This window comes from Pseudomonas sp. Z3-8, assembly GCF_051131975.1.
GTDB lineage: Bacteria > Pseudomonadota > Gammaproteobacteria > Pseudomonadales > Pseudomonadaceae > Aquipseudomonas.
Genome location: NZ_CP071643.1, coordinates 1,118,008 through 1,134,523, shown reverse-complemented (window position 1 = coordinate 1,134,523; position 16,516 = coordinate 1,118,008). Strand labels below are relative to the sequence as shown.

The 16,516-nt window shown below is 61.3% G+C and carries 10 protein-coding genes, 1 tRNA gene and 2 pseudogenes; 7 read left to right on the top strand and 6 right to left on the bottom strand.

Annotation, left to right across the window (positions count from 1 at the left end):
* The first annotated feature begins 33 nt into the window (after positions 1 to 33).
* The gene (gene pth, locus J3P94_RS05290; RefSeq protein WP_047735973.1) at positions 34 to 618 is read left to right on the top strand and encodes an aminoacyl-tRNA hydrolase; all 585 of its coding nucleotides are present in this window, start codon (positions 34 to 36) and stop codon (positions 616 to 618) included.
* Between the two features lie 22 nt (positions 619 to 640).
* Positions 641 to 1,741 carry a redox-regulated ATPase YchF gene (gene ychF / locus J3P94_RS05285; RefSeq protein WP_434571837.1) on the top strand — a complete coding sequence of 367 codons (1,101 nt, stop codon included), beginning with the start codon at positions 641 to 643 and terminating at the stop codon, positions 1,739 to 1,741.
* 53 nt (positions 1,742 to 1,794) lie between these two features.
* Here ychF and J3P94_RS05280 read toward each other — a convergent pair whose 3' ends face one another.
* Positions 1,795 to 3,870, bottom strand: a complete 2,076-nt coding sequence (locus J3P94_RS05280) for a calcium-binding protein (protein WP_434571836.1) — start codon at positions 3,868 to 3,870, stop codon at positions 1,795 to 1,797.
* Positions 3,871 to 4,171: 301 nt separating this feature from the next.
* Positions 4,172 to 5,389, bottom strand: coding sequence for an MFS transporter (locus J3P94_RS05275; protein WP_434571834.1), 1,218 nt, complete (start codon positions 5,387 to 5,389; stop codon positions 4,172 to 4,174).
* Between the two features lie 334 nt (positions 5,390 to 5,723).
* On the opposite strand from J3P94_RS05275, the gene J3P94_RS05270 reads away from it, so the two are divergent.
* Positions 5,724 to 7,781: a methyl-accepting chemotaxis protein gene (locus tag J3P94_RS05270; RefSeq protein WP_434571833.1), complete on the top strand. Its 2,058-nt coding sequence runs from the start codon at positions 5,724 to 5,726 to the stop codon at positions 7,779 to 7,781.
* A gap of 103 nt (positions 7,782 to 7,884) precedes the next feature.
* Positions 7,885 to 7,961 (top strand) — tRNA-Met (locus tag J3P94_RS05265).
* A gap of 125 nt (positions 7,962 to 8,086) precedes the next feature.
* Here the strand turns inward: J3P94_RS05265 and J3P94_RS05260 are convergent.
* Together J3P94_RS05260 and J3P94_RS05255 are read right to left on the bottom strand one after the other, a co-directional pair.
* Positions 8,087 to 9,412: an APC family permease gene (locus J3P94_RS05260; RefSeq protein WP_434571831.1), complete on the bottom strand. Its 1,326-nt coding sequence runs from the start codon at positions 9,410 to 9,412 to the stop codon at positions 8,087 to 8,089.
* Positions 9,413 to 9,634: 222 nt separating this feature from the next.
* Positions 9,635 to 10,456 carry a carbon-nitrogen hydrolase family protein gene (locus J3P94_RS05255; protein WP_434571830.1) on the bottom strand — a complete coding sequence of 274 codons (822 nt, stop codon included), beginning with the start codon at positions 10,454 to 10,456 and terminating at the stop codon, positions 9,635 to 9,637.
* Between the two features lie 124 nt (positions 10,457 to 10,580).
* Here J3P94_RS05255 and J3P94_RS05250 point away from each other — a divergent pair, with 124 nt between their 5' ends.
* Positions 10,581 to 11,381, top strand: a complete 801-nt coding sequence (locus J3P94_RS05250) for a response regulator transcription factor (protein ID WP_434571828.1) — start codon at positions 10,581 to 10,583, stop codon at positions 11,379 to 11,381.
* A gap of 123 nt (positions 11,382 to 11,504) precedes the next feature.
* Positions 11,505 to 13,349, top strand: coding sequence for a gamma-glutamyltransferase (ggt, locus tag J3P94_RS05245; RefSeq protein WP_434571826.1), 1,845 nt, complete (start codon positions 11,505 to 11,507; stop codon positions 13,347 to 13,349).
* A gap of 158 nt (positions 13,350 to 13,507) precedes the next feature.
* Here the strand turns inward: ggt and J3P94_RS05240 are convergent.
* A pseudogene (locus tag J3P94_RS05240) lies at positions 13,508 to 13,939 on the bottom strand (methyl-accepting chemotaxis protein); the annotation flags it as partial.
* Positions 13,940 to 14,095: 156 nt separating this feature from the next.
* Positions 14,096 to 14,668, bottom strand: a pseudogene (locus tag J3P94_RS05235) (PAS domain-containing protein); the annotation flags it as partial.
* 374 nt (positions 14,669 to 15,042) lie between these two features.
* Between J3P94_RS05235 and J3P94_RS05230 the strand changes: the two are divergent.
* A complete protein-coding gene (locus tag J3P94_RS05230) occupies positions 15,043 to 16,461 on the top strand; it encodes a short-chain fatty acid transporter (protein WP_434571825.1) in 1,419 nt (472 codons plus the stop codon).
* The last annotated feature ends 55 nt before the right edge of the window (positions 16,462 to 16,516 follow it).

The following is a 16,516-nucleotide window of genomic DNA, read 5'->3' as shown; positions in this document are numbered from 1 at the left end:
CATGTTATCCACACTCCAGGAAGGGCCCCTATCGTGACTGCCATCAAACTGATCGTTGGCCTGGGAAATCCAGGCGCTGAATACGAACAGACCCGGCATAACGCAGGGGCCCTTTTTGTTGAGCGCATCGCGCACGCCCAAGGCGTCAGCCTGGCTGCCGATCGCAAATATTTCGGCCTGACCGGGCGCTTTTCGCATCAAGGTCAGGATGTTCGCCTGTTGATTCCCACCACCTACATGAACCGCAGCGGCCAGGCCGTGGCGGCATTGGCCGGTTTCTTTCGCATCAAGCCTGAAGAAATCCTGGTGGCCCACGACGAACTCGATCTGCCTCCGGGCGTTGCCAAGCTCAAGCAGGGCGGCGGCCATGGCGGTCACAACGGGTTGCGCGACATCATCGCGCAACTGGGCAATCAGAATACGTTCTACCGCCTGCGGCTCGGCATTGGCCACCCGGGCGTTGCCAGTATGGTTTCAAACTTTGTCCTGGGTCGCGCACCTCGCGCCGAACAGGAAAAACTCGATGCCAGCATCGATTTTGCCCTCGGCGTGCTGCCGGATATCCTCGCCGGTGAATGGAACCGTGCGATGAAAAACCTGCACAGCCAGAAGGCTTGACACTTATCCGAGGGGAAACACCATGGGATTCAATTGCGGCATCGTCGGCCTGCCTAACGTCGGCAAGTCCACCCTGTTCAACGCCCTGACCAAATCCGGGATCGCGGCCGAGAACTTCCCCTTCTGCACCATCGAGCCGAACAGCGGCATCGTGCCGATGCCCGACCCGCGCCTGGAAGCTCTGGCAGCCATCGTCAACCCCAAGCGCATCCTGCCGACCACCATGGAATTCGTCGATATCGCCGGCCTGGTGGCGGGCGCCTCGAAAGGTGAAGGCCTGGGCAACAAGTTCCTGGCGAACATCCGTGAAACCGATGCAATCGCCCACGTGGTGCGCTGCTTTGAAGACGAAAACGTGATTCACGTTTCCAACAGCGTCGACCCGAAACGCGACATCGAAATCATCGACCTGGAACTGATTTTTGCCGACCTCGACAGTTGCGAAAAACAACTGCAGAAAGTCGCTCGCAACGCCAAGGGTGGCGACAAGGACGCAGTAGTCCAGAAGGGCCTGCTTGAGCAGTTGATCGCCCACTTCACTGAAGGCAAACCTGCCCGCAGCCTGATGAAGAACATGAGCACCGATGAAAAACTGGTGATCAAGGGCTTCCACCTGCTGACCACCAAGCCGGTCATGTACATCGCCAACGTCGCTGAAGACGGTTTCGAGAACAACCCGCATCTGGACGTGGTCAAGGCCATCGCCGAAGAAGAAGGTGCCATGGTCGTTCCGGTCTGCAACAAGATCGAAGCGGAAATCGCCGAGCTGGACGAAGGTGAAGAGAAGGATATGTTCCTCGAGGCCCTGGGCCTGGAAGAGCCTGGCCTGAACCGCGTGATCCGCGCCGGCTACGAAATGCTTCACCTGCAGACCTATTTCACCGCCGGTGTAGAAGAAGTCCGCGCCTGGACCGTTCGTGTTGGCGCGACCGCCCCGCAAGCCGCCGGCGTGATCCACACCGACTTCGAAAAAGGCTTCATCCGCGCTGAAGTCATCGCCTACTCGGATTTCATCCAGTACAAGGGCGAAGCCGGTGCCAAGGAAGCCGGTAAATGGCGCTTGGAAGGCAAGGAATATATCGTCAAGGATGGCGACGTGATGCACTTCCGCTTCAACGTCTGAAATAAAAAAACACCGCGTGGCAGCAACTGTCACGCGGTGTTTTTTTATGGGCATCAACTCAACAAATGCCATTGATCGACGTCTGGCACCACCCCGATCAGGCCTAATTCGGCGTCGGGAGCCGCAGCGGGAGCAAAGACCATGTTGTCTTCGCCAAGGCTTTCCCGCCAGTCCCCAGCCAGCGCAATCTGGAATGCATGCCCTTGCGCGTCCGCTTCCGCATCCTTCAGGTAAGTGCGGTCCAATGCCTCGTTGTAAACCAACTTCAGCGTCGTGTCCGTCCCCTCTCCGAAGCCGGTATAGCCCAGTGCCGATACATCGATCTTGTCGTCAACCGTAAAGCCTTCAATAAGGTCGGCAAAGCTCTGGCTGTCGGTACGGTAGCTGTCTTCGGTGGAGAGATAGCGGAATACGTCGGCGTTTTCCCGATTGTCCGTCCACAACGAAATGTCGGCCCTGTCTCCGCCGTTGAGACGGTCGGCGCCCGCGCCACCGATGATGACGTCTGCTCCGGCGCCGCCGTTGATACGGTCGTTGCCGTCCAGGCCACGGATGATCTCTGACAAGGCCGAACCGGTGATCGTATCGTTGGCAGACGTACCTTCGACGGTGGGCGCGGTAAACACCAGATTGGTGCTGTTCAGTTGCCCTACCAGATTGCCGTCCAGGGACAGTTCAAAGCGTTGCCCGGCGGCATCGGCGTCGTAGCTCTTGAGGTAGGTGCGGGTGCCGTCCGCGCTGGCCTGGATGGCCAAGGTGCCGTCATGGCCGTCGCCAATTCCGGTGAAGCCCAGGCCAATCAGGTCGATGCGGTCCTGTGAGACATCGAAGTCCCGGACCCGGTCGCTGTTGTTCAGCGCAGCCGTGCGGAAACTGTCGCCCAGTTCGGTAAAGCGGAAGATGTCCGCGCCAGCGCCACCTTGCAGAACGTCACGCCCGCCATTGCCCTGGAGCACATCGTCGCCGGCCAGGCCGTGGATGATTTCGGCGGCAGCGCTCCCCCGCAGGATTTCCTCACCGGCGTACCCATCCACATGGAGCTTGCCATCCTGGCTGCCGAAACTGCTGTCCAGACTGCCATCGGCGTTCAAGCGGATGACACTGAAATCGCCGTTGCTCGTGCCGGCGGCCAGGATCCTGCCATCTGCCTGTACCGTCAATGCCACTGGCGTGTCGGCCTCGAAGGTCACCCTGCCGTTATCGCCAAAGTGGCTGTCGAAGGACCCGTCAGCGTTAAGCCGCGCGATGGTGGCCAAGGTACCGCCCTGAGCATGGCCCATGACAACGATCTTGCCGTCAGCCTGAACGGTGACCGTCGAGTCTTCGCCAAAACCCATCGCAGCGCTCAAGTGCAGGACACCGTTGTCACCAAAACGGGCGTCCAATTGACCGTCGGGGTTGTAGCGCTGTAATGCGAACGTCGGATCACCCGCCCCGGCGGCATTGTAGGCAGCCCCGACCACGACACCTCCATCGGCTTGCACCGCAGTAGAGATTGCTCCGTTGAAATATGGGTCTTCGGCAATGTTGACGGTCAGCACGCCCTCGTTGCCAAAGCCGTCGACAAGGGTGCCGTCATCGCCGACCTTGGTGATAGTGGCCTGGTCGAACCCGCGCGCGCTGACCTGGAAGGTGCCATCCGTGTTGGCCGTCAGGTCGATGTCCTTGAAGTCATGGCTGATGGCGACCGTCACGGCGCCGTTCTGACCAAAGGCTGCATCGCGTGTCCCGTCGCTGTTGAAGCGCTCCACCTGTATGCCGGTGTTCAGCGCGACAGCGACAAGCACCTTGCCATCGGCCTGCACCGCCGTCAGCTCGTAGCGGGACGACGGGGCTATCGTGGCAGGAACAATGTCGACGCCGCCGTCGTGGAAGCCGGTGTCCAGGCTGCCATCCGCGTTCAGGCGGACAACCGAATGGTTCTGTTCGTAGCCGTAGCTTTCCTCGCCTGGCGCGCCGGGGTAACCCCATGCCAGGTATTCGGTATAACCGCCAATCAGTATCTTGCCGTCCGGCTGGATAATGATGCTCTGGTTGTCATCGGAATGGCCGGTGAGGTCGACCTGGACAGTGCCCGGGCCCGTTCTCACGATATGGGAACGGGTTCCCGTGCTATCGGTAGTTGCCATGGTTTAATCCTTTAAATGGGTGCTGGATTCGTCACTCTAGTAAAGCGATCAGGGTTTGCACGCCGCCCGACCATGAGCAAGACCAGTGGTTTTGGTGGCCACTGGCCTCGTCGGAGCTGATCGAGATGATCGCTTTTTTCGGAGATATCAAACGAGCGGCAAGTTCACTTGCGGCTGGAGGAAGACGACCAAAGGAGGCTGATCTGGCGTCGGGGCGTGTTGGTGACCGTGTGAAGGGTGATTCGCCTGTGCGGATTATGTGGCGGCTCCCCCCTCCCATGGAAGGAGCACTGCGCCCGCCTCAGGCCTTTTTGGTCCTCGGCAGGAAAATCGCCAACACCCCAAGCAACGGCAGGAATGAACACAACCAGTACACATATTCGATGCCACGGATGTCTGCCAGATGCCCCAGCAGCGCGGCGCCGATCCCGCCGAAACCGAACATCAGGCCGAAGAACACGCCGGCAATCATCCCGACGTTGCCCGGCACCAGTTCCTGGGCATACACCACGATGGCGGAGAATGCCGAGGCCAGGATGAAGCCGATCACCACGCTGAGGATACTGGTCCACAGCAGATCAACGTGAGGCAGGATCAGCGTGAATGGCGCCACGCCGAGGATCGAGAACCAGATCACCGCCTTGCGTCCGATCCGGTCACCGATCGGTCCGCCAAAAAACGTTCCGGCCGCTACCGCGCCAAGAAACAGGAACAGGTGCAACTGGGAAGACGCCACCGACAGGTCGAATTTCTCGATCAGGTAGAAGGTGAAGTAGCTGGTGAAACTGGCCATGTAGAAATACTTGGAAAACACCAGTAACCCCAGCACCACCAACGCGCTCAAGACCCGGCCCCTGGATAAGCCGTGGGTCGCCGCCTGGCCTTGCTTGAGCTTGAACAGGTTCAGGTGATTGGCGTACCAGCGGCTGATGCGGTACAGCACGAACAAGGCGAACAGCGCGAACAAGCCAAACCAGGCCACGTTGCCCTGCCCGTAGGGAATGATGATCGCCGCCGCCAGCAACGGCCCGAAGGCGGAGCCGGCGTTGCCGCCCACCTGGAACGTCGATTGTGCCAGGCCGTAGCGGCCGCCGGAGGCCAGGCGTGCCACGCGCGACGCCTCGGGGTGGAAGGTCGAGGAGCCGATCCCGATCAACCCGGCCGCCAGCAGGATCAAGGCAAAACTGCCGACCATCGACATCATCACGATACCGACCAAGGTGCAGATTGTTCCTGCCGGCAAAAGCCATGGCTTGGGGTGCCGATCAGTGTGATAACCCACCCACGGCTGCAGCAGCGAGGCCGTGAGCTGGAAGGTCAGCGTGATCAGGCCGACCTGGGTAAACGTCAGGCCGTAGCTTTCCTTGAGCATCGGATAGATTGACGGCAGCACGGCCTGGATCAGGTCATTGATCAGATGGGCCAGCGCCACCGCACCAATGATGCGCATGACTAACGGGCTGCTTTGAGGCGTGGCGGCTGGCGACGTCGTGTCGGCCTGGGTATTGCTGATAGCCATGGGAGTTTCCATACGGCGGATGGGTGCACACGGGCAGGTGCGTCAATGTGCCATTTTTCGGTGCGGCAAGGCTATCCCCTTAGCTTGCTATCTACCTATAAAAAATAGTCGCCGAACAAGGTGATAGCGCAACGCCATGGTCTGAATCTTGCCTTGTTTATGCTCTACGACGCGGCTCCTTACAAAGGGGACCGAGAATGGGAAGTTTCGCTACAGAGCAGGCCCATAGAGCCAGCCTGGACAAACTTTCGAGGCCTTTTAAAAGGGCACCTGGTTCGACACTTGTGTCGAAACGCACAAAAAGAGTGCAAAGGGTGTCCAGGGGAGTATGGGCATGCAGGCTTTTCTATCACCGGGCATCCGGTTGCTGGGGCATTTTGGTTTCGCCCGTAAATTCCAGTTGTTGTTCCTGTTGTTCATCCTGCCGCTCATGGGCAGCCTGTGGCTGATCGGCCAGGATTACCGGGACAAGCTCAACCTGATTTCCGGGGAACGTGCCGGGGTGCGTCAGTTGCTGGCGCTGGACAACCTGGACAACCTGCTCGCCGCCCAGCGCAATCGCGCGGCGCGCTGGAGAGCAACGGAAACCAACCGCCAACCGACCCCGGCGACACTGGCCGCCATGGCCGCGTTCGAGGCCGTGCAACCGGCGCTCAACCAGGCCGCCAGTGACCTCGGCGCGACCCTGCAAGCCGAAGGCGCGGAGGCCGACACCCTCGCCCGCTATCAGACATTGCAAACCAGCCTCAACGGCCTGGACTCCAAAAGCCTCGGCACCGTCGGTTGGTGGCCGGACGGCTATGATCGTTTCACCGCGGCCCTCGGCGCGCTGCAAGCGTTGCGCGAACAGATCGTCATGGACAATCGCCTGACGCTCGCCTCCTGGCTGGAAACCTATCTGCTGACCCAGATATCGACCCAGCAGACACCCGACCTGATCGAACGTGTCGGCCGCCTGGCCAGCGTTGGCCAGGCCTCGGTGGTGTCAGGCCAGTTCACTCTGCAGAGCCGCCTGCAACTGCGCGACTTGCGTAGCCGCATCGGCGATGCCCGGGACCAGCTGGTCAAGACCGGTGCGCTGCTGGAAACGCGCCTGCCCAGCGAGCTGCAAACCTGGGCCGGCCAGTTCCAGGGCAGCCTGAAAAACCTCGACGGCGGTTTGAAAATCCTCGATGACGGCGTGTTCGGCGGCGCCATCAATCTCAAGCCGGAAGGCTTTGAAAAACAGATGGATGCCCTCCTCCTCGATCTGGCGACCCTGCGCCAACAATCGTTGATCGCTCTGGATACCCGGCTGGAGCATTATCACAGCTCGGCGATCCGCCAATTCACCTTGGTGGCCACCGTGCTGGGCTGCCTGCTGCTGGCCGCGCTGTATCTGTTCATCTGCCTGCAGACCTCGATCCGGCGCAGCGCCAGCGGCATCACCGTGCTGGCCGAAGCCCTGCGTGACGGGAACCTGAGCGTGCAAGTGCCGGTGCAGGGCCGCGACGAACTGGCGGCGATCAGCACCGCTCTCAACGTCGCCGTGGTGCAATTGCGCAACAGCCTGCTGGGCGTCGACCACGAGACCCTGCAACTGAGCGATGCCGTGCGCACCCTCAACACCCATTCCAGCGGAGCCCTGGGCGAGGTCGAGGCACAACAGATACAGATCAGCCAGATCGCCGCTGCCGCGACGCAACTGGCGGCAACGTCCCAAGGCGTCGCGAGAAGTTGTGAACAGGCATCCGACAGCGCCCAACAGACCCGCCAGATCGCCGCCGACAGCAGTCGCGACAGCCAGCGCACCACGGCGAGCATCCAGCAACTCAACCAGCGTCTCAACGAAACCGCCGCGGCGCTGGGCCGGGTCAGCGAGCAGGGCCAGCAGATCCAATTGGTGGTCGACACCATTCGTGGCGTGGCCGAGCAGACCAACCTGCTGGCGCTCAACGCCGCCATCGAGGCCGCCCGCGCCGGCGAACAAGGCCGCGGGTTTGCCGTGGTTGCCGATGAAGTGCGCAGCCTGTCGCAGCGCACCCAGTCCTCGACGCAGCAGATTGCCGGCACCGTCGACAGCCTGCGCGCCACGGTCAACGAGGCCGTCAGCCTGATGGAGGCCGCCTGCGGCCAGGCCCAGACCGACGCCCAAGCCGTCACCGGGCTTGGCGAACGACTGGGCGAAATTGCCAGCGCCGTGCAAAGCGTCACCGATACCCTGGCGCAAATCGCCACCGCGGTTGACGAACAGGCCAGCACCGCCGACGAAGTCAGCGGCAATATCCAACAGGTGGATCAGGCCGCCATGCGCTTGCTGGAAGGTGCCCGCGCCGTGAACCTGGCGGCGGACACATTGAGCCAAGGCAGCCAGGCCTTGAGCGCGAACACGGGGAGATTTCAACTCGGCTGACAAGCGCTGGCGGCGAGGATGGATAAGCGGTTGAAAGCGCAGAGAAATATTTTTGATTCACGCTTGACACATCTTCGTTACCAGCGAATAATGCGCGCCACTTGGCTACATAGCTCAGTTGGTTAGAGCATAGCATTCATAATGCTGGGGTCCGGGGTTCAAGTCCCTGTGTAGCCACCAAGTCCTGTTCAAAGATGTTCTCGAATGTCTTTGAACAACAAGAAGCCCGCCTAGTGCGGGCTTTCTTGTTTCTGGCTGTATCTCCTTCTCCCCTCCTTCGTATATCCCTCCAGGTTGCAGTGCGGTTATGCAGTCTCCTGGAAATCCATCTCCGGTGGCTGGCGCTGGAAGCCGCCCGTCAGCACCGCCAGGTACACCACGCCGATCGCCAGCCAACTCAGGCCCAGATAGATCGCCAGATGATCGAGGCTGACCATCAGCCACACATCCGCTGCCAGTCCTATGAACGGGAACAGCAGGAACAATACAAATTCACGCGGGCCCTTCTTTTCTGCGCCGATCCAGTAGTGAAAGATCACTGACAGGTTCACCAGGCTGAACGCCAGGAACGCGCCGAAGTTGATGAACGAGGTGGAGGTGGTGACGTCCAGTTTCAGCGCCAGCAACGCGACCACTGCGCACAACAGGATGCTGTTGATCGGCGTCCCGAAGCGCTCATGCAAGGTACCGAAGAAAGATTTTGGCAGCACACCGTCACGGCCCATGGCGAACAGCAACCGCGAGCCGCTGGCCTGAGCCGACAGCCCCGACGCGAACTGGCCAACGATCAGGCCGATCAGGAAGATCGACACGAACAGGTCGCCACCGATATTGCGGGCAATTTCATAGGCCGCCGCATCGACGCTGTCGAACTGGAACGACGGATGCGCGACCTGCACGAAATACGACACGCTGACGAAGATCAATCCGCCGATCAGGGTGATCAGCATGATCGCGCGCGGAATGGTCCGGCGCGGGTCGCGGGTTTCTTCGGTCAAGGTGCTGACCGCGTCGAACCCGAGGAAGGAATAACAGGCGATGGCTGCACCGCTCATGATCAGCGGCATCTGCATGTCACCGTTGAAGAACGGCTTGACCGACCACAACGGTGTGCTCGCATCACCGCCGATGTAATGAACGCACAGCGCAACGAAGGCGATCAGTACCAGGAACTGCACCAGCATCAATAACGCGTTGATACCGTTGGCCAGTTTCAGACCGACGATATTGATCGCACTGGTTATGCCGATGAAGAGCAGCACCCAGATCCACTGCGGCACCGCCGGAAATGCAGAATGGAGGTAGGCCGCGCCGATCAGCCAGATCGCCATGGGCAGGAACAGATAATCGAGCAGCACCGCCCAACCGGCGATGAACCCGAGTTTCGGGCTGATCGCCTTGCGCACGTAGCTGTAGGCCGAACCGGCGACGGGAAACGCTGCGGCCATGCGGCCGTAGCTCATCGCGGTGAAAAACATCGCCACCAGTGCCGCAAGATAAGCGGCGGGAACCATGCCGGCGGTGGATTGAGCGAGGATGCCGAAGGTGCCGAGGACAATGATCGGCGTCATATAAGCGATGCCGAACAGCACCACCGACCCCAATGACAGGGTGCGTTGTAAACGAGCCATGAGCGACTACTCCGAATTATTGGATTTATGGCAGAGCCGAGTTCGGCGCAAGTTTTCGGGTGTTACGTTGTTGTTCTGGTTTTTCTTCAGCAAAGAGATGTTGCTGCTCAGGGCCCCTTCGCGGGCGGGCCCGCTCCCACAGTTGAACTCTGGCGTTCACACATCCAGTGTGGGAGCGGGCCTGCCCGCGAATGCGTCAGCCCTACCCACACAGGATCAGGATCAACGCGCAGGAATCAGCAGCTCGCGCAATCCACAGGCATGCTCGACAATTTCCCCCGGCAACTTCAGGCGTTGGTCATCCAGATACCGATAATTATGCCGCGCCGCCGTCAGCTGGTTCAGGTCCAGCTCCACCGCAAACTGCCCTTCCTCCCGCCCGGCCTCGAACAACAATTTGCCCAGCGGGTCCACCAACGCACTGCCGCCTGCAAACACCAACCCGCCGTCGCCCTCCTCCACCCGGTTGACCATCAGCGCAAACGCCTGGTTTTCCTGGGCGCGGGCCATGATTGCGGTGCGGTGGGTCGGGCCGTAGGGATCCATGTTGCCGTTGGTGACGATCAGCAGTTCGGCCCCCAATTGCGCCAGGGCTCGGGCGGTTTCCGGGAATTCGATGTCGTAGCAGATCAGCAGGCCGACCCGCACACCTTTCCATTCACACGTGGCGTAACGGTCGCCGGCCTCGAACACCCCGCGATCCGACGCCCACAGGTGTGTCTTGCGATATTTCAGCGCAATGCCTTGTGGCGTGATCAGCAGCGTGGTGTTGTAAAAGCGGCCGCGGTCGTTCTCGGCCACGCCGATCACCACGGCAACGTCATGTTCCCGAGCCGCAGCGAGCACCGCGCTGACGGTCGGTCCGTCCAGCGGTTCGGCGGTTTCTGCCACCGTCTCAAGCGATGGAAAACCCATCAGGTGGGTTTCGGGGAACACGATCATCTGCGTATCGGCGGCACACGCGGCAATCGCCTTGAGCGCGCGTTCAAGGTTGTAAGCCGTGGCGTTATCACGGCCCGCCAACTGGGCGAGTTCGACTTTCATGGGTATTCCTTGTTCTTGATCGGCGGGTAGAAAGATTGCCCGCTCGGTGTCTGTGCGCCAGTATGCGCAGCAAGCCCGCGGCCGGGAAATCACGCCGCTGGGGTAACCCGATAGGGGTAGAGGCATGACACTTTCGCTGGATGACATCGCGTGGCACCGCTCGGTCGGGCAACTGATCGACGCCTTGGACAAGCCCAATTTCTGGACGCAGCTGGTACGGCTGCTGGATCAGTACGTCCCCTTCGACAGTTGGGTGGCGTTGCTTTTCAGTGCCGACCAGCGCCCGCAAGTGTTCGCCGAGTGCCCGGGCGCGGACGGCACCCCCGATCAGTTGTTCCAGGATTACCTGCGCGGTTTGTATCTGCTCGATCCGTTCTACATCGCCTGTCGCGAGCAGTCGCGCACCGGGCTGTATCGCCTCTCGGAAGTCGCACCGGAACATTTCGAGCTGACCGAGTATTACCAACGCTACTTTCGGCTGAATGTGGTATCCGATGAAATCCAGTTCAATTGCCAGCTCGAAGGCGACCGCACGCTGTGCCTGTCGTTGGGCAGCAAGCAGCGCTTCAGTGGCGAGCAGATCGCATTGCTGTCACTGATCCAGCCCTGGGTACTCGGCCTGTTGCGCCAGCGCCTGCCTTATGAAATCAATGAGGTCGTGGCCCTCGCGCCGGCACCGTCGCAAGTCGACTGGCGAGTGCAGCTGGAAGCGTCAGTGCAGCAGCTCAAGGGCGCGCAATTGACGGCGCGGGAGCTGGATGTCGGGCGCTTGATGCTCAGTGGCTGCTCCAGCAAGGAAGTCGCCCGCAAGCTGGAAATTTCTGTCGAGACCGTGAAAGTCCATAAGAAGCACATGTACAGCAAACTGGGGATCAAGTCCCAGTCCGAGCTGTTTTCGATTTTTCTCCAGGCGCAGAATGCCTGACGTGTCTATGGAGCGACGCAGAAAAGCGCTTATTGAAAGAAGCACGCCCTTGCTGATTTGCGCCCCACGTCCCGCATCGCTACAGTCGGCCTCAATATCCCTGGCCCATGGATGGAGCGACACGTGCTTTCAGCCCTCAACCCGAATCTTCATCGCCTGTCAGCCGTTTCGCTGCTGGCCGTCGCCCTGACACTTGTTGCCTGTAAGACGCCGCCCGCCTCCACGACTGCCCCGCCATTGCCCACCGCTCCGGAAATCGCTTCCGGCTACCGCACCGACCTGCAGACTCGCCACGCCGACCGGCACATGGCCGCTGCGGCCAATCCTCTGGCGGCCGAGGCCGGGCGGGAAATGCTCCGGCGTGGAGGCTCGGCCATCGACGCGGCGATTGCGATGCAGGCGGTGCTGACGCTGGTGGAACCGCAGTCTTCCGGCATCGGCGGCGGCGCGTTCATTGTGCTGTGGGACGGCAAGGCGGTGCGCACCTACGACGGTCGCGAAACGGCACCGGCCGGCGCCAGCGAAAAACTCTTCATCCAGGCCGACGGTAAACCCATGCCGTTTGCCGCCGCGCAGATCGGCGGCCGTTCGGTAGGCACGCCTGGCGTGTTGCGCGCGCTGGAACTGGCTCATCGCAAACACGGTCGCCTGGAATGGGCGACGCTGTTCGAGCCGGCCATCAAACTGGCGGAACAGGGCTTCAGGATTTCCCCCCGGCTGCACTCGATGATTACCGCCGATACGGCCTTGCCCAGCTCGCCCGAGATGGCCGCCTATTTCCTCAACGCCGATGGCAGCCCGAAAGCGGTCGGCACGCTGCTGAAAAATCCTGCCTTGGCCGGCGTACTTTCGCGTATTGCCCGCGAAGGTCCCAGCGCGTTGTATGAAGGGCCGGTGGCTGCGGAGATTGTCGCCAAAGTGCAAGGCCATGGCAATCCCGGCAGCCTTTCGCTGAGCGACCTCAAGGGTTACGCCGCCCGGGAACGCGCGCCGTTGTGCACCGACTACAAGCGCTGGCAAGTCTGTGGCATGGCGCCACCGTCGTCCGGCGGGATCGCCGTGGCGCAGATCCTCGGGACATTGCAGGCCCTGGAACATCGCGACAGCCGCTCGGCCCTTGCGCCGTTGAAACCGCTACCGTCAGACAAGCCCGCGGGTATCGAGCCGGCGCCGCAGGCGGTGCACCTGATTTCCGAGGCTGAACGCCTGGCCTACGCCGACCGCGCCCAGTATGTCGCCGATGCGGACTTTGTCCCGGTGCCGCTCAAGGGTCTGGTCGATCCGGCTTATCTGGCCAGTCGCGCGAACCTGATCGGCCCACGCAGCATGGGCATCGCCAAGCCCGGCACACCGCCGGGTATCCAGGTGGCCTACGCACCGGACCGCTCGCCCCTGCGCATTTCCACCTCGCAAGTGGTGGCGGCGGATGACCAGGGTGGCGCCGTGTCGATGACCACCACGGTGGAGTCGGCCTTCGGTTCGCACTTGATGGTGCAGGGCTTCATGCTCAACAACCAGATGACCGATTTCTCGTTCATACCCGAAGAGAACGGACAGAAAGTCGCCAACCGCGTCGAGCCCGGCAAACGCCCGCGATCGTCCATGGCGCCGACGCTGATCTTCGATCGCCAGAGTGGCGAATTCCTAGCCGCGATTGGTTCGCCGGGCGGATCGCAGATCATCGAATACGTCGCCAAGTCGGTGATCGGCCTGCTGGACTGGAACCTGGACCCGCAAGCCGCCATCAACCTGCCCAACTTCGGCAGCCGCAACGGCGCCACCGAACTGGAGCAGGGCCAGTTCAGCCCGACGCTGATCCAGGCGCTGAAAGACCAGGGCCACACGGTGAGCGAAATCGACATGACCAGCGGCACCCAGGCGATCGTTCGGGTGCGCAATGCGCAAGGCAAGGCTTCACTGGCTGGCGGGGCGGATCCGCGGCGTGAGGGAGAGGCGCTGGGGGATTGAGCGCGCGGAAATCAGGTAAGACCCGCTTGGTTTGATGGTGGATGGGATGATGCCTTCGCGAGCAGGCTCGCTCCCACAATGGATCTGCGTGATAGTGACAACCCCCGATCAACTATGGGAGCGAGCCTGCTCGCGAAGGCGGCTCACTCAGCAAGTTCTCAAGTCGACAGCTGATTGGCGAACTGGCTCACCGCATCCACTACCTTTTTCGCCCCGTCCTGGATCTCGACGATGACCGTTCCCGCCTCGGCTGCCAGGGCCAGGCCTTGTTCGGCCTGATGTTGACCATCGGTCATCAGCGCCACGGCATTGCGGGCCATGTCCTGGTTCTGGCGGACCACGCCAATGATCTCGTCGGTCGCCTGGCTGGTTCGCGAAGCCAGTTGCCGGACCTCATCGGCGACCACTGCGAAACCGCGTCCCTGCTCACCGGCCCGAGCAGCCTCGATGGCCGCGTTGAGCGCCAGCAGGTTGGTCTGTTCGGCGATGCCGCTGATGGTCTTGACGATGGTCCCGATGACCAGGGATTGCTCGTTCAGGGCCTCGATACCTTGACCGGCGGTTTGCATGTGTCGGGCCAGGTCACGCATCACGTCCACCGCCTGGGTCACGACGGTGGTTCCGCGCTGGGCGCTGTTATCGGTCTGCAATGACGTGCTGTAGGCGATGCTGGCGGCTTCGGCGACGGCTTTTTCCTGGTTGACCTGATCGGTGATATTGGTGGCGAACTTGACCACTTTGTAAAGGCGCTCATTGGCGTCGAGTACCGGATTGTAGGAAGCCTCCAGCCACACCTCACGGCCATTGCTGTCGAGGCGCTTGAAGCGGCCGGCGACAAACTCCCCGTTGTTCAGGCGTTTCCAGAAGTTCTGGTAGGCCGCGCTGTTGTACTCCTCGGGTTCGCAAAACGTGCGGTGGTGCTTGCCCTTGATCTGCGCAAGGTTGTAGCCCATGGCATTGAGAAAACGATCGTTCGCTGTCAGGACGTGGCCGCCCAGGTCGAACTCGATCACCGCTGTCGAACGCACCAGGGCGCCGATCAGGTTTTCATGCTCGCGGGAATTTTCGATGGTGCGGGTCAGGTCACTGGAATACATCGAGAAATAGCGGATTCGCCCATTGGCATCCCGTACCGGCTGGAGGATCGAGCGTAGCCAGGCCTCGTCGCCGTTGCCTCGTGCCAGGCGAACGGCACCGGAGAAGTGCTCACCGCGGGTCAGCGCGGTCTTGAAACGAATCTGGAATTCGTTGGACCTCAGGTAGGCCGGCACCAGGTCCTCGACAGCGCGGCCAATCAAGTCCTGGCTCTTGTAGTGCATCTCATCGAGAAAGTTCTGATTGACCGATTGCACCCGCCCCTCGGCGTCCAGGGTCAGCGCCAACATCTCTCGATCCAGGCTTTCCTTGACTTGCATGATGCTCGAGAGTTCTTGGCGAAGAGCCAGGAGCTCCTGCTTGAGGCGGGTGTTGAACATGGGCATGCTCCGGCAGGCAGAGAATCTGTTGTGTTCCCATGCCATCGGCTTGGCGATTTGTTTCTGAAGAGTGCCGCTGGTCGGCCTGAAAAATAATCCAGTGGCGCTCGAACGCCGGTCCGGCTTCCACGGTCATTGGAATGTTCCACCGCTGGCGTCCGACCGCTGATGCTTCGTCGCACCAGATACCCATAACCATAAAAACCGAGGTGATTGCCGTGACCACTGACATTGAAGACAGCCGCTCCGCCCGCTTCGCATTGCGCTGCTCCAGTTTCGCCGAGCGCTGGTTTCCCGACTCCTGGGTCTTCGCCGCGCTGGCGGTGCTGGTGGTCGCAATCGCCACGCAGTTCATCGGCGCTACGCCCACGGCAGCGGCGATGGCGTTTGGCGATGGCTTCTGGAGCCTGATTCCGTTCACGATGCAAATGGCCTTCGTGGTGATTGGCGGTTACGTGGTCGCCAGTTCGCCGCCCGCCGTCAAGCTGATCGATCGCCTGGCACGGGTTCCAAAAAACGGCCGCAGCGCGGTGGCCTGGGTGGCCTTGATTTCCATGGTCGCGTCGCTGCTCAACTGGGGCCTGTCGCTGGTGTTCGGCGGCCTGCTGGTGCGGGCACTCGCCCGGCGCAGCGACTTGAAAATGGATTATCGCGCCGCCGGTGCCGCCGCCTATCTGGGCCTGGGCGCGGTGTGGGCGCTGGGATTGTCTTCGTCGGCCGCGCAACTGCAGGCCAACCCGGCCAGCCTGCCGCCATCTATCCTGTCCATCACGGGCGTCATTCCGTTCACCCAGACCATTTTCCTCTGGCAGTCCGGGGTGATGTTGCTGGCGCTGATCGTGATTTCGCTGATCGTTGCCTACGCCACCGCTCCGGGGCCCAACAGCGCTCGTGACGCCGCCGCCTGCGGGATCGACCCGAGCTTCAGCATGCCGGCATTGCAGCCTCGCACCCGTCCGGGAGAATGGCTGGAACACAGCCCGCTGTTGACCATCGCCCTGGTGCTGCTGGCTGCCGGCTGGCTGTTCCATGAGTTTTCCACCAAGCCTGCGATCAGTGCCATTTCCGGGCTGAACACCTACAACTTCCTGTTCATCATGCTCGGCGCATTGCTGCACTGGCGCCCGCGCAGCTTTCTCGACGCCGTGGCCCGCGCGGTGCCGACCACCACCGGGGTGTTGATCCAGTTTCCGCTGTACGGTTCGATCGCCGCGCTGCTGACCACGGTCAAGGGCAGCGACGCGCAGACGCTGGCCCACCATATCTCGACCTTTTTCGTACAGATCGCGTCGCATGACACCTACGCCTTGTTGATGGGCGTCTATTCGGCGGTGCTGGGCTTCTTCATTCCCTCGGGCGGGGGCAAGTGGATCATCGAAGCCCCCTACGTCATGCAGGTGGCCAATGACCTGAACTATCACCTGGGCTGGGCCGTGCAGATCTATAACGCCGCCGAGGCGCTGCCGAACCTGATCAATCCGTTCTACATGCTCCCGCTGCTGGGTGTCCTGGGGCTGAAGGCCAGGGATCTGATCGGTTTTTCCTTTGTGCAACTGCTGGTACACACCCCTCTGGTGCTGGTACTGCTCTGGGCGTTGGGGACTACGTTGACCTATTTGCCGCCGGTGATGCCATAAAGCCATAAAAAAGGGCCGATATTTACATCGGCCCACTTCTTCTTCGGCTTCGTCT

Coding starts and splice junctions, on each gene's coding strand:
- ychF (WP_434571837.1), top strand. CDS start 641: ATGGGATTCAATTGCGGCATCGTCGGCCTGCCTAACGTCGGCAAGTCC.
- J3P94_RS05280 (WP_434571836.1), bottom strand. CDS start 3,870: ATGGCAACTACCGATAGCACGGGAACCCGTTCCCATATCGTGAGAACG.
- J3P94_RS05275 (WP_434571834.1), bottom strand. CDS start 5,389: ATGGCTATCAGCAATACCCAGGCCGACACGACGTCGCCAGCCGCCACG.
- J3P94_RS05270 (WP_434571833.1), top strand. CDS start 5,724: ATGCAGGCTTTTCTATCACCGGGCATCCGGTTGCTGGGGCATTTTGGT.
- J3P94_RS05260 (WP_434571831.1), bottom strand. CDS start 9,412: ATGGCTCGTTTACAACGCACCCTGTCATTGGGGTCGGTGGTGCTGTTC.
- J3P94_RS05255 (WP_434571830.1), bottom strand. CDS start 10,456: ATGAAAGTCGAACTCGCCCAGTTGGCGGGCCGTGATAACGCCACGGCT.
- J3P94_RS05250 (WP_434571828.1), top strand. CDS start 10,581: ATGACACTTTCGCTGGATGACATCGCGTGGCACCGCTCGGTCGGGCAA.